At 68.1% G+C, this 22,260-nt stretch carries 25 protein-coding genes and 1 tRNA gene; 15 read left to right on the top strand and 11 right to left on the bottom strand.

The window, feature by feature from the left end:
- Positions 1-40 precede the first annotated feature (40 nt).
- Positions 41-289, top strand: coding sequence for a VOC family protein (locus PGN16_RS20250; RefSeq protein WP_443019628.1), 249 nt, complete (start codon positions 41-43; stop codon positions 287-289).
- A 635-nt stretch (positions 290-924) separates the two neighbouring features.
- Here PGN16_RS20250 and PGN16_RS11920 read toward each other — a convergent pair.
- Positions 925-999: transfer RNA gene (locus PGN16_RS11920), tRNA-Gly, on the bottom strand.
- A 156-nt stretch (positions 1,000-1,155) separates the two neighbouring features.
- On the opposite strand from PGN16_RS11920, the gene PGN16_RS11915 reads away from it, so the two are divergent.
- The 7 genes from PGN16_RS11915 to PGN16_RS11885 all read left to right on the top strand — a co-directional run bounded on the left by PGN16_RS11915 (position 1,156) and on the right by PGN16_RS11885 (position 8,160).
- Complete coding sequence (locus tag PGN16_RS11915) at positions 1,156-1,866, top strand: response regulator transcription factor (RefSeq protein WP_028967327.1); 711 nt, start codon at positions 1,156-1,158, stop codon at positions 1,864-1,866.
- Between the two features lie 4 nt (positions 1,867-1,870).
- Positions 1,871-3,193 (top strand): ATP-binding protein, encoded by a 1,323-nt coding sequence (locus PGN16_RS11910; protein ID WP_335309626.1) that lies wholly within the window; start codon positions 1,871-1,873, stop codon positions 3,191-3,193.
- 164 nt (positions 3,194-3,357) lie between these two features.
- Entirely contained in the window at positions 3,358-4,884 is a 1,527-nt protein-coding gene (locus tag PGN16_RS11905; RefSeq protein ID WP_335310330.1) for a SulP family inorganic anion transporter, read from the top strand.
- Between the two features lie 158 nt (positions 4,885-5,042).
- Positions 5,043-5,894, top strand: coding sequence for a TorF family putative porin (locus PGN16_RS11900; RefSeq protein WP_335309625.1), 852 nt, complete (start codon positions 5,043-5,045; stop codon positions 5,892-5,894).
- Positions 5,895-6,461: 567 nt separating this feature from the next.
- On the top strand, positions 6,462-7,358 hold the full coding sequence (locus tag PGN16_RS11895) for a tetratricopeptide repeat protein (protein WP_335310329.1): 897 nt from the start codon (positions 6,462-6,464) through the stop codon (positions 7,356-7,358).
- Positions 7,355-7,978, top strand: a complete 624-nt coding sequence (locus PGN16_RS11890) for an LON peptidase substrate-binding domain-containing protein (protein WP_335309624.1) — start codon at positions 7,355-7,357, stop codon at positions 7,976-7,978. The genes PGN16_RS11895 and PGN16_RS11890 overlap by 4 nt, the downstream gene beginning before the upstream one ends.
- Positions 7,975-8,160, top strand: a complete 186-nt coding sequence (locus tag PGN16_RS11885; protein ID WP_335309623.1) for a Trm112 family protein — start codon at positions 7,975-7,977, stop codon at positions 8,158-8,160. Before PGN16_RS11890 ends, PGN16_RS11885 begins: the two co-directional genes overlap by 4 nt.
- A gap of 141 nt (positions 8,161-8,301) precedes the next feature.
- Here PGN16_RS11885 and msrA read toward each other — a convergent pair whose 3' ends face one another.
- From msrA to pabB, 4 genes are all read right to left on the bottom strand, one after another.
- Complete coding sequence (msrA, locus tag PGN16_RS11880; RefSeq protein ID WP_335309622.1) at positions 8,302-8,955, bottom strand: peptide-methionine (S)-S-oxide reductase MsrA; 654 nt, start codon at positions 8,953-8,955, stop codon at positions 8,302-8,304.
- A 52-nt stretch (positions 8,956-9,007) separates the two neighbouring features.
- Positions 9,008-9,148, bottom strand: coding sequence for a hypothetical protein (locus PGN16_RS11875; protein ID WP_184036540.1), 141 nt, complete (start codon positions 9,146-9,148; stop codon positions 9,008-9,010).
- 204 nt (positions 9,149-9,352) lie between these two features.
- Positions 9,353-10,552 carry a pyridoxal phosphate-dependent aminotransferase gene (locus tag PGN16_RS11870; protein ID WP_335309621.1) on the bottom strand — a complete coding sequence of 400 codons (1,200 nt, stop codon included), beginning with the start codon at positions 10,550-10,552 and terminating at the stop codon, positions 9,353-9,355.
- A gap of 48 nt (positions 10,553-10,600) precedes the next feature.
- A complete protein-coding gene (pabB, locus tag PGN16_RS11865) occupies positions 10,601-12,346 on the bottom strand; it encodes an aminodeoxychorismate synthase component I (RefSeq protein ID WP_335309620.1) in 1,746 nt (581 codons plus the stop codon).
- A 112-nt stretch (positions 12,347-12,458) separates the two neighbouring features.
- Between pabB and PGN16_RS11860 the strand changes: the two genes are divergently transcribed.
- From PGN16_RS11860 to PGN16_RS11830, 7 genes are all read left to right on the top strand, one after another.
- Positions 12,459-13,118 carry an MBL fold metallo-hydrolase gene (locus PGN16_RS11860; RefSeq protein WP_335309619.1) on the top strand — a complete coding sequence of 220 codons (660 nt, stop codon included), beginning with the start codon at positions 12,459-12,461 and terminating at the stop codon, positions 13,116-13,118.
- A 212-nt stretch (positions 13,119-13,330) separates the two neighbouring features.
- Positions 13,331-13,510 carry a 50S ribosomal protein L32 gene (gene rpmF, locus PGN16_RS11855; protein WP_028967316.1) on the top strand — a complete coding sequence of 60 codons (180 nt, stop codon included), beginning with the start codon at positions 13,331-13,333 and terminating at the stop codon, positions 13,508-13,510.
- A gap of 40 nt (positions 13,511-13,550) precedes the next feature.
- Positions 13,551-14,588: a phosphate acyltransferase PlsX gene (plsX, locus tag PGN16_RS11850; RefSeq protein WP_335309618.1), complete on the top strand. Its 1,038-nt coding sequence runs from the start codon at positions 13,551-13,553 to the stop codon at positions 14,586-14,588.
- The gene (locus tag PGN16_RS11845) at positions 14,585-15,565 is read left to right on the top strand and encodes a beta-ketoacyl-ACP synthase III (protein WP_335309617.1); all 981 of its coding nucleotides are present in this window, start codon (positions 14,585-14,587) and stop codon (positions 15,563-15,565) included. Before plsX ends, PGN16_RS11845 begins: the two co-directional genes overlap by 4 nt.
- Positions 15,566-15,655: 90 nt before the next feature.
- A complete protein-coding gene (locus PGN16_RS11840; protein ID WP_335309616.1) occupies positions 15,656-15,952 on the top strand; it encodes an integration host factor subunit alpha in 297 nt (98 codons plus the stop codon).
- 5 nt (positions 15,953-15,957) lie between these two features.
- Positions 15,958-16,299, top strand: coding sequence for a MerR family transcriptional regulator (locus tag PGN16_RS11835; protein WP_443019627.1), 342 nt, complete (start codon positions 15,958-15,960; stop codon positions 16,297-16,299).
- A 39-nt stretch (positions 16,300-16,338) separates the two neighbouring features.
- Positions 16,339-17,085 carry a polysaccharide deacetylase family protein gene (locus PGN16_RS11830; protein WP_335309615.1) on the top strand — a complete coding sequence of 249 codons (747 nt, stop codon included), beginning with the start codon at positions 16,339-16,341 and terminating at the stop codon, positions 17,083-17,085.
- On the opposite strand, the gene PGN16_RS11825 is transcribed toward PGN16_RS11830, so the two are convergent.
- The 6 genes from PGN16_RS11825 to acpS form a co-directional block, all read right to left on the bottom strand.
- Positions 17,040-18,224, bottom strand: a complete 1,185-nt coding sequence (locus PGN16_RS11825) for a glycosyltransferase (RefSeq protein ID WP_335309614.1) — start codon at positions 18,222-18,224, stop codon at positions 17,040-17,042. The genes PGN16_RS11830 and PGN16_RS11825 overlap by 46 nt on opposite strands.
- A 15-nt stretch (positions 18,225-18,239) precedes the next feature.
- On the bottom strand, positions 18,240-18,773 hold the full coding sequence (locus PGN16_RS11820) for a DUF2141 domain-containing protein (RefSeq protein ID WP_335309613.1): 534 nt from the start codon (positions 18,771-18,773) through the stop codon (positions 18,240-18,242).
- On the bottom strand, positions 18,755-19,711 hold the full coding sequence (locus tag PGN16_RS11815; protein WP_335309612.1) for a hypothetical protein: 957 nt from the start codon (positions 19,709-19,711) through the stop codon (positions 18,755-18,757). The genes PGN16_RS11820 and PGN16_RS11815 overlap by 19 nt, the downstream gene beginning before the upstream one ends.
- Positions 19,712-19,794: 83 nt before the next feature.
- Positions 19,795-20,889, bottom strand: a complete 1,095-nt coding sequence (locus PGN16_RS11810; protein ID WP_335309611.1) for an AI-2E family transporter — start codon at positions 20,887-20,889, stop codon at positions 19,795-19,797.
- Complete coding sequence (gene lepB / locus PGN16_RS11805; protein WP_335309610.1) at positions 20,886-21,833, bottom strand: signal peptidase I; 948 nt, start codon at positions 21,831-21,833, stop codon at positions 20,886-20,888. The genes PGN16_RS11810 and lepB overlap by 4 nt, the downstream gene beginning before the upstream one ends.
- A gap of 4 nt (positions 21,834-21,837) precedes the next feature.
- Positions 21,838-22,257 carry a holo-ACP synthase gene (gene acpS / locus PGN16_RS11800; RefSeq protein ID WP_335309609.1) on the bottom strand — a complete coding sequence of 140 codons (420 nt, stop codon included), beginning with the start codon at positions 22,255-22,257 and terminating at the stop codon, positions 21,838-21,840.
- Between the last annotated feature and the right edge of the window lie 3 nt (positions 22,258-22,260).

Here is a 22,260-nt window from a genome sequence, read left to right as displayed (position 1 = left end):
CCGGTGCGCCGCAACTGTCCGGCGGTCGGGAAGGTCAGCCGTGATCAGAAAGCTGAATTACGTCGGCATCCCGACGCGCGATCAGGACCGCGCGCTTGCCTTCTGGACGGAAATCATGGGCTTCGTCATTGCGACCGATCGCCCGGTCGGGGAAAGGCGCTGGATCGAATTGACCATTCCCGGTGCCCAGACCGGCATCCTTCTCTTCACGCCTGAGGGGCATGAGGAGAGGATCGGCCACCTTCTTCAACGGATCGTTCGGCTGCGACAACGTGCTATACGAATATAATCGACTGTCGGCGCGAGGGGTAACCTTCCTGGGGCCGCCGTTGACCAAGCCGTTTCCGCACGTCTATTTCAATGATCTGGACGGCAGTACCTTCTTCTTGTCCAGTAGGTAGTAGAGAACTGCACCCGTATGCGATTTGAAAGTCAGGTTGGGTTGGCTCTTTGTCTCGTGGCTCGTCACCAAAACGATCCGGTAAGTGTGGGAAAAGGTTGGTGGTGCTGCATCTTGTAAGCGCTTGGCTGTGCGCGCCTATGGCACGTTAATATCACGGCCAATCCGCCGCCGAAGTCGCGATTGGCGGCTCTGCGTCGATGGCTCAGACACAGGAAGCGCCCTCGCCGCCGACCGCATCAACCCTTCATTGCTTTGATTGCCAGATACCGGATCGAACTGACTCGCGGCGCTGCTGCGAGAACCCGATCGGGTCGGCCAAACCGACGTTACGCTGAAGACTGCTCCGTGGTATGAGCCGATAAGTGCTTGCGTGCTGCCTTGGCCGCCGAAAGCCACCAAAACATCGCTGGAATCTACCATCTGCTGCTCCCCCCATGCTTCCCCGCCATCGGGGCCAAGCCGGGGAAGCAGAAAAACGGCCCCGAAGGACCGCCGTAACCGCATGACAATGTCTGAAAAACTGGAGCGGGCGAAGGGATTCGAACCCTCGACCCCAACCTTGGCAAGGTTGTGCTCTACCCCTGAGCTACGCCCGCTCTGGCGCCGTGATCGGAAGCATTTGGCTGCTCCCGTCGGGTGAGGTGGCGCCACTAGCAGCGGTGCCGGGACCCCGCAACCGCTTTTTTACGAAGCATTGCGTTTTTCGTGCTTCGAATTGACCGGTTCCGGTGCGGCCCTTACGTCCTGCGGGCATGACAGCCCCTACGATCCTGCTTGTCGAGGACGATCCGTCGCTCCGAATGCTCACCGCCCGCGCGCTCCAGGAGAACGGTTTTGCCGTGCGTCCCGCCTCTGCGGCGCCGGAAATGTGGCTGGCGCTCGATTCGGGGCCGGTCGATCTCGTGCTGCTCGACATCATGTTGCCCGGGACAAGCGGGATCGATCTGTGCCGCTCGCTGCGGCAGAAGAGCGACGTACCGATCATCTTCATGTCGGCGCGGGCGAGCGAGACCGATCGCGTGGTCGGGCTGGAGCTGGGCGCGGACGATTATATCGCCAAGCCGTTCGGGACGCGCGAGCTGGTGGCGCGGGTGCGCGCGGTGCTGCGGCGGCCGGCGCTCGACCGCCGCGCGGGCGCGGGCGATCAGGGAATGCTGACCTTCGACGGCTGGACGGTGAACCTGCCGCGTCGCGAACTCGCCTCGCCGAGCGGCGCGATCGTCGACCTGACCGGGGCGGAATTCGATCTGCTGGTGGTGCTCGCCGATCATGCGCAGCGCGTGATCGCGCGCGAGCGGCTGATCGAGCTGAGCCGGACGCGGCTGGGCGACAGTTCGGATCGGTCGATCGACGTGCTGGTCAGCCGCTTGCGCCGCAAGCTGGGCAGCGCGGGCGCGCCGGCGCCGATCGTGACGGTGCGCGGGGTCGGCTATATGCTCAACGCCCCCGTCGAGCGCAGCTAAGCGAATGACCTTCCTGCGCCGCCCGGCAGTCGGCCTGCTGGGGCAGGTGCTGGGTATCCTGCTTTTGACGCTGGTGATCGAATTCGGCGCCAGCACCCTGCTTTACGAACGCGCGAGCGGGTTCGCGGTGCGTGATGACGAGGCGAACCGGCTTGCCGAACATCTCGTCATCAGCCGTCGACTGATTTCGGAACGACCGCAGCCGGAGCGCCCGGCGATGGCGGCGGAGCTGACCACCGATCGCTACGCGCTGCAATGGAGTGCGGCGCTGCCGGCGGTGCCGCCGATCGCGCCGGCGCTGGACGAAATGCACCGGCAGGTCCTCGAATGGGAGCCGTCGCTGGCGACGACCGATCTGTGGCTACGGCTGCAATCGCCGGGGCGGCGTTCGGTGGTGACCGGAGGATTGCAGCTAGACGACGGAAGCTGGCTGTTTTTCCGCACGCGCCAGCCGATCGCGAACCTCAACCTGTCGTTCGAGCGGATCGCGTTGGCGATGGTGCCGGCGATCGCGTTGATGCTGCTCGGCGCGCTGCTGCTGCGGCGCGTGTTGTTGCCGCTGCGGCGGCTGGCGACCGCGGCGGATCGCGTCGGGCACGGAATTGTCGAGCATGTTGAAGAGGATGGGCCGGGCGAGGTGCGGCGGGTCATTACCGCGTTCAACCGGATGCAGGATCGTATCCAGGCGCTGATCGCGGGGCGGACGCAGGCGCTGGCGGCGGTCGGGCACGACCTGCGCACCCCGCTGGCGCGGCTGCACCTGCGGACCGAGGCGTTGCCGGATATCGACACGCGCGACGCGATCGTCCGCGATGTCACTGAAATGGAAGCGATGATCACGTCGCTGCTCGCCTTTCTCGGCGGGTCGGCGGAGCCGGAGCCGGTCAGTGTCGTCGACCTGGCGGTGCTGTGCGCGACGCTGGCCGACGATGCCGAGGATCGCGGTCGGGTGGCCACTTATGACGGCCCGGATCATTGTGAGTGGCGGCTTCGGCGCGTCGGATTCAAGCGTGCGTTGGTCAATCTGGTCGAAAATGCCCTGCATTATGGCGATACGGTCACGATCCGGCTCATTACCGACAGCCCCGGTGCCGTGATTCGCATCGAAGATGACGGACCGGGGATCCCCGACGACGAGCTGGAGCATGTGCTGGAGCCGTTCGTGCGGCTGGACCCGGCAAGGTCGCGCGACACGGTCGGGTTCGGGCTGGGGCTGTCGATCGTCCAGCTCGCGGTCGCGGAGGAAGGCGGGCGGCTGACGCTGGCGAACCGCGCGGGCGGCGGGCTGTGCGCGGAGATCGTGCTGCCGCCGCAGGAAATGAAATGACACGCACCCGCCGCACGGCAGCAAGGCACGGTCCGTAAGACCTGATCGGTTACCATCAGGAGAGTCGACGTGGCTATCGCAGGCGAACGCACCCATGTGATCGCAGTGCGATCGTCGCAGGCGGACGCGTGATGGCCAGCGCCATTCCCTCACCGGATGCAGCGATGACCCGCCCGGGCGTCTCGGTGCCGTCGATCGCGCTGCTGGGGCGCGACGTGACCGCGTCGATCGTCGTCTTCCTCGTCGCCATGCCGTTGTGCATGGGAATCGCGATCGCCTCAGGCGTCCCCGCCGAGAAGGGGCTCATCACTGGCATCATCGGGGGGATCATCGTCGGCGCGCTCGCCGGTTCGCCGTTGCAGGTCAGCGGGCCGGCCGCGGGTCTGGCGGTGATCGTCTATGAACTGGTGCGCGACCAGGGACTGGCGGCGCTGGGACCGATCCTGGTGGTGGCCGGCGCCGTGCAGGTCGCCGCCGGGGTGTTCCGGCTGGGCGGGTGGTTCAAGGCGATCTCGCCGGCGGTGGTCCACGGAATGCTCGCCGGGATCGGGGTGCTGATCGTGGTCGGGCAGTTCCACGTGCTGTTCGATCATCGCCCCTTGCCGAGCGGGCTTCAGAATCTCGCCGCGATGCCCTGCCGGCTGTTCGGCCTGTCGCCGAGCAACCTGCAGGCGACCGAATTCGCCTTCGCGATCGGGCTGGCGACGATCGCCGCGATGATCGGCTGGGAAAAATTCCGCCCCGCCGCGCTACGGCTGCTGCCGGGTGCGCTGGTCGGCGTGCTGTTCGGGACGATCGTATCGCTGCTGTTCGGGCTGGAAGTCGCGCGGGTGCAGGTGCCCGATTCGATCGTCGCCGCGATCGCCCCGCCGAGCGGCGACGGCTTCGCGCGGCTGCTCGACCCCGCAGTGATCGCGGCGGCCGTCGCGATCGCGTTCATCGCCTCGGCCGAGACGCTGCTGTCGGCGGCGGCGGTCGACAAGATGCACAATGGCGTCCGCACCGATTACAACAAGGAATTGCGCGCGCAGGGCGTCGGCAATTTGCTGTGCGGTTTCGCCGGGGCGCTGCCGATGACCGGGGTGATCGTGCGCAGCTCCGCCAACGTGCAGGCCGGCGCGGCGACGCGGCTGTCGGCGATGCTGCACGGCGTCTGGATCCTCGGCTTCGTCGCGGCGCTGCCGTTCGTGCTCAAGCTGATCCCGATGGCGGCGCTGGGCGCGATCCTGGTCGTCACCGGCTTCCGGCTGGTCAGCGTCAAGCACGCCACGCACCTGTTCCGCGATTATGGCGCGTTGCCGGTGCTGATCTGGGCGGCGACGCTGGTGACGGTGGTGTCGACCGACCTGCTGACCGGCGTGCTGGTCGGGATCGGATTGACGATGCTGGAGCTGATCCCGAACCTCCACCGGCTGCGGCTGCGCGTCTATGAGGGGCAGGAGGCCGATACCCATGCGATCACGCTGGATGGCACCGCGACGTTCGTGACGCTGCCCAAGCTCTCCGAGACGCTGGATCGCGTTCCCGCCGGCACGCCGGTGCGGATCGACGCCACCCGGCTGAACGCGGTCGATCATACCAGCGCCGAAATGCTGCGTGACTGGTTCCAGCGGCGGCGCGCCTCCGGGCAGGCGGTTGAAGTCACCGGCGCGCGTGGCCGGATCGCCACACTGAACGAGGATCGCCACTGACTGCTGTGCTCAGCAATGGTTTGATGCGAAACGGACACATTGCTGCAATGCGGCGTACATAGGTTCGGGGAGTGAGCCAGCATTGCCCTCCGGTCCGCCGGACGGGAGAGAGCGAAGCGGATCGCAAGCAGGAGGAGCCTCTACCATCAGGAGGTTCCATGAAGTACGCATTCCTTCTCCCCACCGCCATGCTGGCGCTGGCCGCCGTCCCTGCCGCCGCGCAGGAAGAAGCCCCGCCCAAGCCGGTCACCGTGTCGGGTTCGGTCGGTCTGGTCAGCGACTATCGCTTTCGCGGCGTGTCGCAGTCCGACGAGAACCTCGCCGTGCAGGGCGGCTTCACGATCGCGCATGAGAGCGGCGTCTATATCGGCACCTGGGGGTCGAACCTCGCGGGCTGGGGCACCTTCGGCGGCGCCAATATGGAGCTGGACCTGATCGCCGGGTTCAAGACCCCGATCGGCGACGGCGGCACGCTGGACGTGGGCGCGACCTGGTACATGTATCCGGGCGGCTTCGATAACACCGACTTTATCGAACCCTATGTCAAGCTGTCGGGCACCGCCGGGCCGGTCAGCCTGACCGCGGGCGTCGCCTATGCGCCCAAGCAGGAGGCGCTGGGTGCGTGGTATGCCAATGGCACCTCGGCGGCGAACGGCGTCTATGACCGGCCGGGCGCGAAGGGCGACAACCTCTACGTCTGGGGCGATGCCGCAGCGGGCATCCCGGGCACCGGGCTAACCGCCAAGGCGCACGTCGGCGCGTCGAGCGGCAACAAGGGCCTCGGGCCGTTCGCGACCAGCGTCGCGCCGACCGGTGCCTATGCCGACTGGCTGCTGGGGGTCGACTATACGATCCCGAGCACGCCGCTGACGGTTGGGGTTGCCTATGTCGACACCAACATCTCCGACCGCGAGGCGGCGTATCTCCAGCCGAGCTTCAGCCGCGGGCAGGACGGCACCGGCTCGATCGCGGGCGCCAAGGTGGTGTTTGCGCTGACGGCGGCGTTCTGAGGGCCGATCGACATCCGGTATTCTCATGGCTGACCGGCCAACTGATGGATCGTCAGCCTCCCTCCATTCGTCGCCCCGGACTTGATCCGGGGCCCCGCTTCTTCGGCAGCCGCAGCAAAAGCGGGATCCCGGATCAAGTCCGGGATGACGAAGGAGGGCGGAGCGCGGCGAATGTGGATCGGCCCTAGGAATGGCGACACTCAGGCTCATCGGAGGGCATAGGGGAAGGAATGTTCGCGCGGAGGCGCGGAGGACGCAGAGGTGTTGCGCGCGTCATACCGGACGCTCCTCCCCTCACGATTCGAAAGGGCAGGGTGACAGCGCCGCCCGCGGTCCACCTCCGCGTCCTCTGCGCCTCCGCGTGAACCACCCCTTCTTCTGATGCCCGGCTTCCGGCGTCGCAGAGAAGCGGGATCCCGGATCAAGTCCGGGATGACGGGCGGCAGCTGGCAACCCGGCCGATCGCGTTCCGACCAAAGCGGGTGGGGCGGGGGGTTTGTATCCCCCGCCGCCATCCCACATAAGGGGGCAAGCAATTTCAGGAGTGCCCCCTTGGCCACGTTAGGCATGTCACCCGCCGAGAAGGAAGCCGTCCAGCGGTTCCGCGCCGACGTCGTCGAACCGTCGATGACGCAGCTCGTGATCGTCGATTTCTGGGCGGAATGGTGCGGGCCGTGCAAGGCGCTGGCGCCGGTGCTGGAAAAGGTCGCGGCCGACTATGCCGACAAGGGCGTGGTGCTGGCCAAGGTCGATACCGACAAGGACCAGTTCATCGCCGCGCAATTCCAGATCCGCTCGATCCCGACCGTCTATGCGATGTTCCAGGGGCAGCTGGTCGCCGATCTGACCAGCGCGCGCACCGAGTCGCAGCTCAAGGCGATGCTCGACCAGTTGCTGCGGCAATTGCCGATCAGCAACGAGGCGCAGTCGCAGGAAGCCGAACTGGAGCCGCTGATCGCGATGGGCGAGCAGGTGCTGGCCGACGGCGATGCGGCGCGCGCGTTGTCGATCTTCGACCAGCTGGCAGAGATGGCGCCCGAGCATCATGCGGTGCTGTCGGGGCGGATCCGCGCGCTGATCGCGGCCGGGCAGGTCGAGGAAGCCGAGGCGGCGATCGCCGCGCTGCCCGAGGATGTCGCGAAGCTGCCCGACGTGCAGCGCGCGGTGGCGGCGCTGGCGCTCGCCAAATCGGCCCCGCCGGTCGACGATCTCGCCCCGCTGGAGGCGGCGGTGGCGGCGAACCCCGACGATCTGCAGGCGCGTTTCGATCTCGCCAATGCGCGAATGGCGGCGGGGGACCGTGACGCGGCGGCGAGCGGCTTCCTGTCGATCGTCGCCGCCGACCGGGCGTGGAATGACGATGCGGCGCGCCAGCAATTGCTCAAGCTGTTCGAGGTCGTGGGGCTGGAAGACCCATGGGTATCGGCGCAGCGCCGCAAGCTGTCGGCGATCCTGTTCGGATGACCGAGACGACGCGGCTCTCGATCTTTCCGCTGCCGGGAGCGCTGCTGTTCCCGCAGCTGCATCTGCCGCTGCATATCTTCGAGCCGCGTTACCGCGCGATGGTGTCCGATGCGATGGCGCGCGATCGGCGGATCGCGATGATCCAGCCGCGTCCCGACAGCGAGGATGCGGACACGCCCGACCTGTTCGAGATCGGCTGCGTCGGGCGCATCGCCGAGGTCGAGGCGCTGGACGACGGGCGCTATAATCTGATCCTGCAGGGATTGTCGCTGTTCCGGGTGCGGCGCGAACTGGTGGTGACGACGCCGTTCCGGCAAGTCGAGGCCGAGCTGTTGCCGGTGGCGGCGGATGAGACGCTGTCGCTGGGCGCGCGCGCCGGGCTGGAGATGGAGTCGCGCCGATTCGCGGAGGCGCATGGCTATAGCGTCGACTGGGATTCGGTCGGGCGGCTCGACGATGTCAGCCTCGTGAATGGCGTGGCGCAGATCGCCCCGTTCGACGTCGCCGCCAAGCAGGCGTTGCTGGAGGCGCCCGATCTGGCGACGCGCGCCGAGATGCTGGTGCAGCTGATGCAATTCTTCGGCCGCCACGACGGCGAGGACCGGGTGACGCTGCAATGACGATCGACCCGTGGTTGCTCGAACGGCTGGTGTGCCCGGCGACGCGCACGCCGCTGCGGTATGATGCCGAGCGGGGCGAGCTGGTGTCGGAGGCGGCGGGGGTGGCCTATCCGGTGCGCGACGGGGTGCCGGTGCTGCTGGTCGAGGAAGCGCGGCGGCTGGAAGGCATATCATCTGCGTAACGGCGTCACCCCGGCGGAGGGCGGGGTCCAGTTATGGAACATCGGTGACGACGGACGGCGCTTCGTTACAGCGGCCTTCCCAACTGGACCCCGGCCTTCGCCGCGGTGATGGCAAGAGGGTCGGGTCGACGGTGAGTCCTGTTACCGCATCGCCAATTGCGGGAAGGCGGCTCGGAAGCCGGCGACCTTCGGCTTGTCCCAGCGGACGATATAGGGATGCGTCGGGTTCCGGCGAAAGAAATCCTGATGATAGGATTCGGCCGGGTAGAAGCGTCCTGCCTCAAGCCGGGTCACGATCGGCTGCGCGAAGACATGGGCCTGTCCGATCTGCGCGATATAGGCGGCGGCGACGGCACGCTGTTCCGGGGTCTGCGGGAAGATCGCCGAGCGATAGCTGGTGCCGCTGTCCGGGCCCTGCCGGTTCAGCTGCGTCGGGTCGTGCGCGATCGAGAAATAGACGCGCAGCAACGTCGCATAGCTGACGACGCGCGGGTCGTAGGTGATGCGGATCGCCTCGGCGTGGCGGGTCGTCTCGCTGCTGACCGCCTGATAATTGGCGGTCTGCGGGGTGCCGCCGGCATAGCCGGCCACGACGTCGCGGACGCCCTTCACCTGCTGGAACACCGCTTCCATGCCCCAGAAGCAGCCGCCCGCCAGCACCGCGGTCTGCAAGCCGGCGGCTGCGGGCACATCGCGTGACGCGGCGGGGATCGGGACGGCGCGCTCGGCCTGCGCGGTGCCGCAGCCGGCGAGCAGGAGCGGCAAGGCCGCGGTGAAGGCGAGAAAGCGCGTCATGCGCCTGATATGGGTTGGAAAGGGTCGCTCCGCCAGAGCGACCCGCCGCGGCTCAGCGCGTGGCGTGGGTCGCCGCATAGGGGTTGGTCGGCAGCTCGGGCTGCGTGGCATGGATCGCCAGCATCCCGGCGGCGCCGATCAGGAAACCACCCGCGAACTGCCATGCGAAGCTGGACTTGATGAAGCGGATCATCAGTTTGCTCTCTTTTCTTTGGCCGCAGGTGCGGCATGTCGCTCGATCGTCGTCACGCAACACGGGGTGGGTGACGACCACCGCAACAATACGTTCGACGCCTGAACGGCGGCTTGGCCGGCCGTTCATCTGGCGTCGATATAGGGACAGCGACGCTGCCCCTCCATCGCAGAGTGCGAAAGCGATCGTTTCGGAAAAGTGCGCTTATTTCAGCGCGGCACACGCCGCCTGGATGCGCTGGCATGCCTCGGTCAGCAGCGCTTCCGAGGTGGCGTAGCTGATCCGCATCGCCGGCGAGACGCCGAACGCCACGCCCTGCACCGCCGCGACCTTGGCATCGTCGAGCAGATAGCCGACGAAATCGCTGTCGGTCTCGATCCGCTTGCCGGCGGGTGTCGACTTGCCGATCACGCCCGACACGTCGGGATAGACATAGAAGGCGCCCTCGGGCTTCGGGCAGGTAATGCCCTCGGCGGCGTTGAGCATGTCGACGACCAGATCGCGGCGGACCTGGAAGGCCTGCGCGCGCTCCTTGAGGAACGACTGGTCGCCGGTCAGCGCCGCGGTCGCCGCGGCCTGCGCGATCGAGCAGGGGTTGCTGGTCGACTGCGACTGGAGCTTGGCCATCGCCTTGATGAGCCACGGCGCGCCGGCCGCGAAGCCGATCCGCCAGCCGGTCATCGCATAGGCCTTGGAACAGCCGTTGACGGTCAGCGTCCGCTCGTAGAGCGACGGGCAGACCTCGGCGATCGTCGCGAAGCGGAAGTCGTCATAGACGATATGCTCGTACATATCGTCGGCGAAGATCCAGACGTGCGGATGCCGCTCCAACACCGCGCCCAGCGCCTTCAGCTCGTCGACGGTATAGGCCGCGCCGGTCGGGTTCGACGGCGAGTTGAGGATCAGCCACTTGGTCTTCGGCGTGATCGCCGCCTCCAGCATCGCCGGGGTCAGCTTGTAGCCGACATCCGCGCCCGCCGCGACGATCACCGGGGTCGCGCCCGCGAATTGCACGACATCCGGGTAGCTGACCCAGTAAGGGGCGGGCACGATTACCTCGTCGCCCGCATCCAGCGTCGCGACCAAAGCGTTGAAGAGCGTGTGCTTGCCGCCGACGTTCACGCTGATCTGCGCCGGGGTATAGTCGAGACGGTTGTCGCGCTTGAACTTGGCGACGATCGCATCCTTCAGCTCGGCGGTGCCGTCGACGTTGGTATATTTGGTCTTGCCGGCGCGGATCGCCTCGATCGCGGCCTCCTTCACGAAGTCCGGCGTATCGAAATCGGGCTCGCCCGCGCCCAGCCCGATCACGTCGACCCCGGCCCGCTTCAGCTCCAGCACGCGGCTGGTGATCGCCAGCGTCGGGGAGGGATTGATGCGGTCGAGCGCGGCGGAGGTCTGCATGATAGGCGCCTTTGACTAGGAAGCGCTGCGCCTATGCGACGGTCGGCCTCATTGTGCAACCGCGAGCGTGGCACGCATTAGTCCGCGCAACGCATTCCCCACGAACAGCCCGTCGCGCAGGTCGTCGGCGGTCAGATCCCCCTCGACCGCCTTGCCGGTATCGAGCAGCTCGCCGCGCAGCACGCCCGCCAGCAACGGACCGGCGCGGGGGGTGACCAGCATGTCGTCGCGCGGCACGAACAGATTGGTGAAGCTGCCCTCGGTCAGCCGCCCGTCGGGGGTGAAGAACAGGACCTCGTCGGCCCCGCTCGCCATGCGCGCGGCGTCGTAGAAGCGCCGGTCGCTGGTCTTGTGGCGCAACCGCCAGTCGCGCTCACCGACCGGCAGCGGGGCGAGCGCGACGCGCAACGGGCGGTCGGGCGGCGGCGGGGCAGCGGCGACCTCGATCGCGGTCGCGCCGCTCTGCGACACCATCAAGCGGACGCGCGCGGCCGCGCGCAGCCGGAAGGTCGCGGCCTGCAGCTCGTTCCGGGCATCGTGACGGTCGAAGGTGAACCCCAGCGCCGTCGCGCTGCTGCGCAGCCGTTCGAGATGCCGTTCGATCCGCAGCACGCCTTCGTCGGGGTCGAAGGCCATCGTCTCCAGCAGGTCGACGCGGCGGCGCGCGCCGGCCAGGAACGCCGCCTTGGCCATCGCCTCGTCCCATTCGTCCTCGACGCGCGAATCGGCGACGATCCCGCCGCCGATGCCGACCACCGCGTGATCCGCGCCCTCGTCGATCGTCAGCGTGCGGATCGCGACGTTGAACGCGGCGCTGCCATCGGCATCGATCCGGCCGATCGCGCCGGTATAGGCGCCACGCGGGCTGCCGCGTTCGACGGCGGCGATCGCCTGCATCGCGCGGACCTTCGGCGCGCCGGTGATCGAGCCGCACGGGAATAGCGCGGCGAGCACGTCGACCGCATCGTGCCCGGGGGCCAGCGTCGCGGTGACCTTAGAGGTCAGCTGGTGCACGGTCGGGTATCGTTCGACCGCGAACAGTTCCGGCACCGCGACGCTGCCCGCGACCGCGACGCGGGACAGGTCGTTGCGCATCAGATCGACGATCATCAAATTCTCGGCGCGCTGCTTGGCGTCGGCGGCGAGCGAGCGCGCGACCGCGAGGTCGATCGCTGGATCGGCGTGGCGACGCGCGGTCCCCTTCATCGGGCGGCTGACCAGCGCATCGCCGTCGCGGGTGAAGAACAGCTCGGGAGAGAGCGACAGGATCGTCTGCGTGCCGGTCGCGACCAGGGCGCTCCACCCCGCGCCCGACGCCTGTCGCAACCCGGCATAAAGCGCGAGCGGATCGCCAATGAACGGCACGCGCGCGCGGAAGGTGAGATTGAGCTGGTAGAGGTCACCCGCGCGGATCAGCGCCTGCGCCGCGTCGAACATCGCGCGGTAGTCGGCGCGCGACGCCTCCGGTTCGGGGGCTCCGGTCCAGGCACCGGCCGGATCGGGAAGCAGCGCCGCCACATCCTCGACCTCGTCATGCCCGTCGAACAGCCCGAACCACGCCAGCGGAGTCCCGCAGCCGGGTTCACCGCCGGCGGCAGGCTCGAACGCCGCGCCCGCGCCATAGGAGAGGAAGCCCGCCGCCGCACCGGGCCAGGCCCGAATCGCCGCGAGCAGTTCGTGCACCTGCGCCGGGGTGTGCGCGGTGAGCACCCGTTGCGGCGCGTGGTACAGCCTTGCGCGGTTCAGCCCCGACCGGGCATCATGAAGCAGCACGAAGGGAGCGGCGAGACGCATCGCCGGCCTTGATGCCCGCAGGTCGTTACGCCCGCAAGCCGCGTTGCGTCCGACAAAGGTCGAAGCTAGCACCGCGGCACCGGCGATCCCGCATCCCGCCAGGAGTTTTCCGATGACCGACACCCCGTTGCGCGCCGCGATCGTTCCCGTCACCCCGCTGGAGCAGAATTGCACGCTGATCTGGTGCACCGAGACGATGAAGGCGGCGGTGGTCGATCCCGGCGGCGACATGCCGCGCATCCTGTCGGCGGTCGAACAGGCCGGGGTGACGGTCGAGAAAATCCTGCTGACCCATGGCCATATCGATCATGCCGGGGAGGCCGGGCCGCTGGCCGCGCAATTGAACGTCCCGATCGAGGGGCCGCATGAGGACGACCGCTTCTGGCTGGCGCGGCTCGACGAGGATGGCGGCAATTGGGGCATCCGCGGCGTGGTGTTCGAGCCCGACCGCTGGCTGGCGGACGGCGACACGGTGACGATCGGCAACCTGACGCTCGACGTCTATCATACCCCCGGCCACACCGCGGGCCATGTGATCTTCCACCACGCCCCGTCGCGATTCGCGCAGGTGGGTGACGTGCTGTTCCAGGGTTCGATCGGCCGCACCGATCTGCCGCAGGGCAATCACAAGCAGCTGATCGAATCGATCGTGACCAAGCTGTGGCCGCTGGGCGACGACACGGCGTTCATCCCCGGCCACGGCAAGCCCAGCACCTTCGCGCACGAGCGCGCGCACAATATGTTCGTCAGCGACCGCGCGCTTTCCGCCTGAGACGGACACGTCGGGGCGTCCCGGGCGTTGGCGGGCTGGAGGTCGTGTGACGGGCTTTACTTGCAACCGCCGGGGAATTCGCTATAGGCGCGGGGCTTCGCGATGCGAGCCGATGCCCGGCTGTCTGCCGCGGCCGGTGCTTGCATCGTCCGCGCGGCACCGTGCACCGGCTCGTCGCTCATATGAACTACTAGACAAATCAAGGTGCCGCGATGGCCGTCCCCAAGCGAAAGACTTCTCCCTCCCGCCGTGGCATGCGCCGCGCGCACGACGCTCTGTCGGTCGAGGCGTTTCAGGAATGCCCGAACTGCGGCGAGCTGAAGCGTCCGCACAACCTGTGCACTGCGTGCGGTCACTACAATGGTCGCGAGGTCATCGCGGTCGACGCCTGAGCCTGACCGGGTGCCGGCTCAGCTTCGGGAGCGAGGTCCAGTGAGTTCCGACAGGTCCCGGATCGCCGTCGATGCGATGGGCGGTGACGAGGGGCTGGCGGTGATGCTGGCCGGGGTGGCGCGCGCGTGCCGCCGCTACGACGACGTCAACTATCTGTTGGTCGGCGACGAGGCGGCGATTCGCGACGGGCTGTCGCAGCATCCGAATCTTGCCCAGCATTCCGAGATCGTCCACGCCCCCGATGTGATCGCGGGCGACGAGAAGCCGAGCCAGGCGATCCGTCGCGCCAAGACGACCTCGATGGGGATCGCGATCGACTGCGTGAAGCAGGGGCGCGCCGCCGCGGCGGTGTCCGCCGGCAACACCGGCGCGCTGATGGCGATGGCCAAGCTGTCGCTGCGGACGATGCGCGGCATCGACCGCCCGGCGCTGGCGGCGTTGCTGCCGACGCTCGGCGACAATGACTGCGTGATGCTCGACCTCGGCGCCAATACCGAGTGCGATGCGCGCAACCTCGTGCAATTCGCGGTGATGGGCGCGGCCTATGCGCGCACCACGCTGGAGCTGGAAGCGCCGCGGGTCGCGCTGCTCAACATCGGCAGCGAAGACCAGAAGGGCACCGGCGAGATCCGCGACGCCGCGCAGATGCTGCGCGCCGCGCCGCACTTGCCGATGAAGTTCACCGGCTTCGTCGAGGGCGACCGGCTGTCGCGCGGCGAGCATGACGTGATCGTCTGCGACGGTTTCTCGGGCAATATCGCGCTCAAGACCGCCGAGGGCACCGCGCGCTTCGTCGCCGACCTGCTCAAGCGCGCGTTCCGCAGCTCGGTACGCTCGAAGGTCGGCTTCCTGATTTCGCGTCCGGCCACCGAGCTGTTGCGCGACCACCTCGACCCCAACAATCACAATGGCGCGGTCTTCCTCGGGCTCAACGGGCTGGTGGTCAAAAGCCATGGCAGCGCCAACGAGCGCGGGGTGGCGACCGCGATCGGCAACGCCGCCAAGATGGTCCGCGCCGACCTGACGCGGCGGATCGTCGAGGATCTGCGCCATTTCGAAGCGAAGGCGGCTGCATGATCCGTGCCGTGCTGACGGGAACGGGCAGCGCGCTGCCTGCCCGTCGCGTCTCCAATGCCGAACTGGCGGAGCGCGTCGACACGTCCGACGAATGGATCGTCGAGCGCACCGGCATCCGCTTCCGCCATATCGCGGGCGAGGGGGAGACGACCGCGACGCTGGCGCGCGATGCGGCCACCGCGGCGATCGCGGCGGCGGGGCTGACCACGGGCGACATCGACCTGATCGTGCTGGCCACCGCCACCCCCGACAACACCTTTCCCGCCACCGCCACCAAGGTGCAGGCGATGCTGGGGATCGACGATTGCGTCGCCTTCGACGTGGCTGCGGTCTGCTCGGGCTTCCTCTATGCGGTGCAGGTCGCCGACAGCATGATCCGCGCCGGCGCGCACCGCCGCGCGCTGGTGATCGGCGCCGAGACGTTCAGCCGCATCCTCGACTGGGAAGACCGGGCCACTTGCGTGCTGTTCGGCGACGGGGCGGGGGCGATCGTGCTGGAAGCCCGCGACACGATCGACGACGTGACCGACCCCGGGGCACGCGGCGTGCTCGCGACCCGGCTTCATGCCGACGGTCGCCATAATGGGTTGCTCTATGTCGACGGCGGACCGTCCTCAACCGGGACAGTCGGCAAGCTCCGAATGAAGGGGCGCGAGGTTTTCCGCCATGCGGTCGTCAATCTGGCGGCCGTCATGGAGGAGGCGTTGCAGGCCGCCGGACTGCCCACCGATGCGGTCGACTGGGTCGTCCCGCACCAGGCCAACGCACGCATTCTTGATGCGACGGCGCGCAAACTTTCCCTTCCATCAGAGAAGGTTGTGGTCACCGTCGACCAACATGCCAACACCTCCGCGGCGTCCGTTCCGCTGGCGCTCGACCAGGCGGTGCGCGATGGCCGAATCCATCCCGGGCACATCGTCGTGCTGGAGGCGATGGGCGGGGGCTTCACCTGGGGTGCGGCCATCATTCGCATGTGATTCGCGCGAAGCGGCTGCATCGACAAGTCGCCCACGGCGTTATAAGCGGACCGAATTGTAAAACCTTTCCGGGGGGTAGAGGTAAAGTCGATGACTGAAGCTGGTACGTTGACGCGCGCTGATCTGGCGGAATCGCTCCACAAGCAGGTGGGTCTTTCCCGCGCGGACTCCTCGCGCCTGGTCGAGCAGATCCTGGATCGCATGTGCGGTGCGTTGCAGAAGGGCGAGAACGTCAAGATCTCGGGCTTCGGCACGTTCGTGCTGCGCGACAAGGGTGAGCGAATCGGCCGCAATCCGAAGACCGGCGTCGAGGTGCCGATCGCACCGCGCCGCGTGCTGACGTTCCGCGCCAGCCAGATGATGCGCGACCGCATCGTCGCGGGCTGAGCGCGTTGGCGTCGGACAGCAAATCCGCCGCCGCGTTTCGCACTATCGGCGAGGTCGCTCAGGCGACCGGCCTCGCCCCGCACATCCTTCGTTATTGGGAAAGTCGTTTCCCGCAGCTCCGGCCGGTAACGCGCGCGGGCAACCGCCGCTATTACCGGCCGGAGGATGTCGCGCTGGTCGAACGCATCGACCGGCTGCTCAATCGCGAAGGCTATACGATCAAGGGCGTGCAGCAATTGCTGGCACGGGAGCCCACCGGCACGCTCGAGCCGGCACCGGTGGTCGCTGCGACCCCGTCGCTGGTCGCGATCCGCGACCTGCTCGCCACCGCCCTGGCGAACGACTGAGACTTGCGCCGGCACGGCCGGGTGCCCATTGCTGACGCGATGAAGCGTCTGCTCGCCTCCATCCACGATGTCTCGCCGCGGTTCGAGCGCGAGGTCGACCAGTTGCTCGATCGACTCGCGCCCTTCGTCGGGCAGCGGCTGGCGATGCTGGTCGTCCCCGATCATTGGGGGAGCGCCCCGCTGACACCGGCTTTCGGTGCGCGGCTGCGGCAGTGGGCGGATGCCGGGATCGAGATGTTCGTCCATGGCTGGTTCCACCGCGACGACGGCGTGCATCGCGGCATCGCGGCGGTCAAGGCGCGGCGGATGACCGCGGGCGAGGGCGAGTTCCTGGGGCTCGACCATGATGAGGCGCTGGCGCGGATGCGGCGCGGCAAGACGCTGATCGAACAGACCATCGGCCGCGCGACGACGGGGTTCATCGCGCCGGCGTGGCTATATTCCGACGCGGCGCGTGCCGCGCTCTCCGACGCCGGCTTCGCGCTGGCCGAGGATCACGCCCGCGTCTGGGTGCCGGGCGGGGCGGTGGTCGCGCGCGGGCCGGTCGTGACCTGGGCGAGCCGCAGCGACGCGCGGGCGCTCAGCTCGCTGGCGGCCGCGTCGGTGTTGCGACATGCGCTGCAGCCGCTACCGACCGTCCGCGTCGCGGTCCATCCGGGCGACGTGACCCGGCCGGCCTTGTTGCGCAGCATCGACCGTACGTTCGCCGCCTTCACCACCGGCGGGCGTCGCCCCGCCGCTTATGCCGACCTGCTGACCAGCCCGCGCGTGTCGATCAGCGACTGATAATGCGCGATCAGCGCCTGCGCATGTTCGCGGTCGCTCCACACCTTCGGCGCGGCGATCGCGGCGGCGCGGCGCAGGAGCGGCTGGTCACGCGAGGCGAGTGCCACGATCGCGCGTGCGCAGTCGTAGGCGTTCCCGCTGGCATACCATTCGCCGAATTCGGGCTGGGCCACCGCCGAGGCGCCGCCGCGATCGGGCACGATCAGCGGCAGGCCCGAGGCGAGCGCCTCCGACGCGACGAGCCCGAACGTCTCGGTATCGCAGCCGTGGATGAAGGCATCCGCGCTGGCCATGATCGAGGCGAGCTGCCCGCGATGGTAGATCGGCTGGAACATCCGCACGTGCGGGCTTTCGGCGATATGCCGCTCCAGCGTGCGCGTATCGGGGCCGAGCCCCAGCAGCACCAGCCCGACCGGCAGCCGGGCCCCCGCGCGCCGCACCGCGTCGATCACCATCGGCCAGCGCTTTTCCGGGTGATGCCGCCCGACCCCGATCAGCAGGAACGCATCCTCGGGCAACCCGCATTGATCGAGCATCGCGGCGCGCAGCGACGGGCTGCGCAGCGCCGGCGAGAAGTGTTCGCGTTCGATGCCGAGCGTCATGGTGGCGTCAATCCGCACGCCGCGCGCGCGCAGCCGCTCGGTCAGCACCGGACCGTTGGTGACCACGGTATCGAACCGGTCGAGCCAGCGGTTCATGTAGCGGTCGTACCAGCCGAACGCGCGCTCGATCGTCGCCTCCGACGCGACCCGCGAGAACCACCGCTTGGGATAGGTCTCCACATTGTCGTTGTGCATGAACCACGAACGCACCGCGTCCCCCTGCCAGTCGGCGACGATCGCCGCCGAGCGCCATGGCGCGCAATTCTCGACCACATCCGGTTGATAGTGATCGAGCAATTCGTGGATCGGCCCCGCCTCCCAGAACAGCCCGTAATTGGAGTCGAACGGGATGCCGGGCGACTTCACGTAATGGATGCGCGCGCCACCGGGCCGCTCCTCGACGCGATCTTCGCGCCCCGGGGCGATCACGATCTGCTGGTGCCCCATTTCGGACAGCAGTGCCATCTTGCGATCGAGGTACGAGCGTACCCCGCCGCCGGTCGGCGAGTAGAATTCGTTGACGTCGACGATCCGCATGGTCCCGCCTTCCGATCAGCGCATGAAGCCGAAGCCGCCGAGCCCGCGCAGATATTGCGCGCGGATCGTGGTGCGGGTGATGCCGGGGCCGGCGTCGATCAGCGCATCGACCAGTTTCGGACGCGCGCGGCCGATCTTGTGGTTGCTGGGGAAGCCGGCGCCATCGCTCCAGAAATTGAACTTGCGCTTGCCGTCGCGGTCGTGGCCCAGGAACATCGCGTAACGGCCCGGGCGCGGCACGCGGATGCAGATCGCCGCATCGCCGCTGGGCGGCGGCGTGACCGTGACCCGGCGGAAGAACTTGCCCTCGCGCGCCAGATCGTCGTCGCCGGCCAGGAAGTCCTTTTCGTTGGGCGGATACAGCTCCAGCTTCAGCGTGCCGGTGCGATCCTTCAACCCGGTGACGGTGGCGAGGATCGCCGGACCCTGCGCGGTCGTGCAGGCCGCCGCATCGCTGCCCAGCACCTGCGCGCCGGCGGCGGGCGCGGCGAGCGCCAGCAACGCGGCCCCCGCGCCAGCCCATGCGATCGTCAGCGTTCCTTGCGCCATGCGCGCGTCCTTTCCGTCACATATACCGCACCGAACAGCAGCAGCAGCAGCCCGTGCATCAGCACGGTTGACGCTGCGGTGAACGCCATCAGGTCCGACAACGTCCGGTCATGCCCGATCACCAGGATCGCGAAATTGGCGAAAAGCAGGTCTTTGTTGGGCAGGAACGGCAAACGCGACACCAATTGCCGCCCGGCGACCAGAAACAGCCACATGCCGACCGACACGCTGGGCATCGCCCATGCCCAGGCCAGCGCGATCGTGACGCAGGTGGCGCCAATGCGCAGCAGGTCGATCCAGAAGATGAACCACAGATCGCGCCGCGGCAGCGAGAAGACGCGCTTGGAAAACAGGATCAGCCCGAGCGAGAGCGCGGTGGCGAACACCAGCGACCAGATCATGCCCTCGATCACCTCGGGCGCGATCAGCTGATAGCCGAGCGGCAGCGCGATCGCGCCGAGCAGCAGCGCGGTGACGTTGCCGGTGATGCCCGAGACGATGCTGACGTCCTTCACCGCCCCGAACGGCGCGGTCACCATGTCGAGCCGCGCGCGCGCCCAGGCATAGAAATAGGCGTCGCCCGAGTAACCGATCAGAATGTCGTTCGCGATCCGCTTGCGGTTGAGCGCCGGGAAGGCGGCGGGGGGCACGTTCCACAACCGGCGGAAGATCACGAAGTCGCAGATCGGCAGCGCGAAATAGGAGGCGAGGAAGAACAGGTAGAAGCCCCAGGATTCCGGCACCGCCCGCTTGATACCGGCCAATCCGTGATCGAACAGCTCATGCCCGACCCCGATCAGCGTCGCGACGGTCAGGATGGTCGCCAGCAGCGCGGGCCAACGGCGCCGGAGCGTCTGAACCGGCTTCAGCGCGACCAACGATGCGGCATCGGTGGCGGGCCTGGTCGAGGGGGTTGAGGAGTGCTCGTCGACGCGCAATCGGTTGTTCCTGCGCCCGTTGCAGACGGGTGGCGCGCTGTAGCAGCGTCCGGCGGGGCGCGCCAGACGTGCCGCATGCAGCCTCAGTCCCGCGCCTGGCCGTCCTCGACGTTCTCGGACCGGCGCTCCATCGCGGTCTTCAGGATCGCGGTCATCGGATCGGCGAGCGCCAGCCCCATGATCCCGAACAAGGCGCTGGCGAGGATCTGCGCACCGAGCGTCAGCGCCGGGGGCAGATCGACGGTGCGCTTGGCGACCATCGGGATCACGACATAGCCATCGAAGGTCTGCACGACGATATAGACGACGATCGCCAGCACCCCGGTATGCGCGCCGGCCGAGAAGCCCACCGCGACCATCAGCGCGCCGGAGATGAACGCGCCGATATTGGGGATGAAGGCGAGCAGGCCGGTGAGGATGCCGAGGATCATCGCCATCGGCACCCCGACAATCCACAGGGCGATCGCGGTCAGTACGCCCTCGAACGCCATGCCGAGCAAGCGCCCGGCGAGCAGCCGGCGCAGCGTCTGCGCCATGCGCTTGAGCGTCACCGCGAACTCGACCCGGTTGCGCTCGGGCACCATCCATTGCAGCCCGCGCTCATAGCCGTGCGGGTCGATCGCGATGAACAGTCCGAGCACGACGATCATGAATCCGCTGGTCAGCGCCCCGGCGGCGGTGCCGAGCCAGCTCGTGACGCGCCCCAGCGACGACATCGCCTGTTTGGCGACCCCGCTCAGATCGCTGGCGCCCGGCATCAGCCCCTGTGCGCTCAGCCAGCCGCTGACACGCAGCACCTGCACCTCGACGGTCGAGCGGAGTTGCTGCGCCTGTGCGGCGATCTGCACGCCCGCGAGATAGAAGGTGCCGAGCAGGAAGGCGATCGTCAGCAGGCAGACAATCAGCAGCCGCCAGCTCCGCCCGATCGGCAGCACGCGGCCGAGCAGTCGCACCCCGCCGTCAAGCAGTGCCGCGAACACGAGTGCGGCGAAGATGATGAGCAACGGCTGGATCAGCAGCACGACGAGCGCGATCGCGCCCGCCATGCCCAGCCAGACTGCCGCGCGGCGAATTTCGTTGCGGGTCGCTTCGTCGCGCACCTCGGTGGGGCTCGCGCCGGCGCGGACGCGGACCCGCTCGCCCCCGGCGTCGATCCGCACCTCGGGCGTGTCGCTCATGGGACGCGCTTCGGGTGGAGCGAGGTGCCTGCGCGACCGCCGCGCAGCGCGCGCGGCCAGCTCAGCGGGTTCCAGCCGGCGCTGCCGTCGACCGAGAAGGTGATGAACTCGGCGCGGCCGCCGATATTCTCATAGGGCACCGGGCCGCCCAGCCCGCGCTCGAACCCGCCGAGCGCGAAGCGGCTGTCGGCGGAGCGGTCGCGATTGTCGCCCATCAGGAAGACATGGTTGGCCGGGATCGTCACCGGGCCGTAATTGTCGCCGGCACTGTCCGGTTCCAGATCCACGGTGTCGTAGCGGCGGCCGTTGGGCAGCGTCTCGGTGACGATCGGCAGGTGGCAGACCGCACTGCCGTCGGCGCGCTCCTGCCGTGCGCCGGGATATTGCGCCGGATCGCAGGTTGCGTTCGCGTCGACCGGCAGGTCGCGATAATGGAGCGGGCCGCGCGCGACCGGGTTGCCGTTGAGGATCACGACGCCGCCGCGCACCGCGAGCGTGTCGCCCGGCAGGCCGATGACGCGCTTGATATAATCGCTCGACTGACCCGGCGGGGTGACGATCACCACGTCGCCGCGCTCGGGCAGGCTGCCCCAGATGCGGCCATGGATGAACGGCACCTGCACCGACCAGCTGTCGACCGGCTGGTGGAGCAAGGTCCCGCGGACGATCGCGACCGGATCGGGGATCGTCGGCGAGACGAACGACCAGCCATAAGCGAATTTCGACACCACCAGCCGGTCGCCGACCAGCAATCCGGGCAGCATCGATTCGCTCGGGATATAGAAGGGCTTGGCGATGAAGCTGTGGAAGCCGAGCACCGCCAGCAACAGCCAGAACAGCCCCTTGATCTCGCCCCACCAGTCGAAGCCGGTACGCGGCGTGGGCGTTTCGGCCGTGGCGGGCGGGGGCGTGTCGTCGCCGGTCAATGCGATATCCTCTGCCACGCGGTCACTCGGCTCCTGCATGTCGGTCGGCGATGGCCTCAATGATGACGAATGCCTGCGCCCAGGGATGGTCGTCGGTCAATGTCAGATGGATGTGCGCGCTGTGCCCGGCGGGGATCATCGCGTCGAGCCGCGCCTTCGCGCCGCCGGTCAGCGCCAGCGTCGGCGCGCCGGACGGGGCATTGACGACGCCGATGTCCTTCATGAACACCCCGGCGCTGAACCCGGTGCCGACCGCCTTGGAGAACGCCTCCTTGGCGGCGAAGCGCTTGGCGAGCGTGCCGGCCTTGGTGAACGGGCGGCGATCGGCCTTCGCGCGCTCGACATCGGTGAAGACGCGCGCCTCGAAGCGTTCACCGAAGCGTTCGAGCGAATGCGCGATCCGCTCGATATTGCACAGGTCGGAGCCGAGCCCGACGATCACGCG

This window comes from Sphingomonas phyllosphaerae (genome assembly GCF_036946485.1).
Lineage (GTDB): Bacteria > Pseudomonadota > Alphaproteobacteria > Sphingomonadales > Sphingomonadaceae > Sphingomonas > Sphingomonas phyllosphaerae_E.
The sequence above is the reverse complement of the archived record's forward strand: the minus strand, read 5'-3'. Positions and strand labels throughout refer to the sequence as shown.

Coding starts and splice junctions, on each gene's coding strand:
- PGN16_RS11915 (WP_028967327.1), top strand. CDS start 1,156: ATGACAGCCCCTACGATCCTGCTTGTCGAGGACGATCCGTCGCTCCGA.
- PGN16_RS11910 (WP_335309626.1), top strand. CDS start 1,871: ATGACCTTCCTGCGCCGCCCGGCAGTCGGCCTGCTGGGGCAGGTGCTG.
- PGN16_RS11905 (WP_335310330.1), top strand. CDS start 3,358: ATGACCCGCCCGGGCGTCTCGGTGCCGTCGATCGCGCTGCTGGGGCGC.
- PGN16_RS11900 (WP_335309625.1), top strand. CDS start 5,043: ATGAAGTACGCATTCCTTCTCCCCACCGCCATGCTGGCGCTGGCCGCC.
- PGN16_RS11895 (WP_335310329.1), top strand. CDS start 6,462: ATGTCACCCGCCGAGAAGGAAGCCGTCCAGCGGTTCCGCGCCGACGTC.
- PGN16_RS11890 (WP_335309624.1), top strand. CDS start 7,355: ATGACCGAGACGACGCGGCTCTCGATCTTTCCGCTGCCGGGAGCGCTG.
- PGN16_RS11885 (WP_335309623.1), top strand. CDS start 7,975: ATGACGATCGACCCGTGGTTGCTCGAACGGCTGGTGTGCCCGGCGACG.
- msrA (WP_335309622.1), bottom strand. CDS start 8,955: ATGACGCGCTTTCTCGCCTTCACCGCGGCCTTGCCGCTCCTGCTCGCC.
- PGN16_RS11875 (WP_184036540.1), bottom strand. CDS start 9,148: ATGATCCGCTTCATCAAGTCCAGCTTCGCATGGCAGTTCGCGGGTGGT.
- PGN16_RS11870 (WP_335309621.1), bottom strand. CDS start 10,552: ATGCAGACCTCCGCCGCGCTCGACCGCATCAATCCCTCCCCGACGCTG.
- pabB (WP_335309620.1), bottom strand. CDS start 12,346: ATGCGTCTCGCCGCTCCCTTCGTGCTGCTTCATGATGCCCGGTCGGGG.
- PGN16_RS11860 (WP_335309619.1), top strand. CDS start 12,459: ATGACCGACACCCCGTTGCGCGCCGCGATCGTTCCCGTCACCCCGCTG.
- rpmF (WP_028967316.1), top strand. CDS start 13,331: ATGGCCGTCCCCAAGCGAAAGACTTCTCCCTCCCGCCGTGGCATGCGC.
- PGN16_RS11845 (WP_335309617.1), top strand. CDS start 14,585: ATGATCCGTGCCGTGCTGACGGGAACGGGCAGCGCGCTGCCTGCCCGT.
- PGN16_RS11840 (WP_335309616.1), top strand. CDS start 15,656: ATGACTGAAGCTGGTACGTTGACGCGCGCTGATCTGGCGGAATCGCTC.
- PGN16_RS11830 (WP_335309615.1), top strand. CDS start 16,339: ATGAAGCGTCTGCTCGCCTCCATCCACGATGTCTCGCCGCGGTTCGAG.
- PGN16_RS11825 (WP_335309614.1), bottom strand. CDS start 18,224: ATGCGGATCGTCGACGTCAACGAATTCTACTCGCCGACCGGCGGCGGG.
- PGN16_RS11820 (WP_335309613.1), bottom strand. CDS start 18,773: ATGGCGCAAGGAACGCTGACGATCGCATGGGCTGGCGCGGGGGCCGCG.
- PGN16_RS11810 (WP_335309611.1), bottom strand. CDS start 20,889: ATGAGCGACACGCCCGAGGTGCGGATCGACGCCGGGGGCGAGCGGGTC.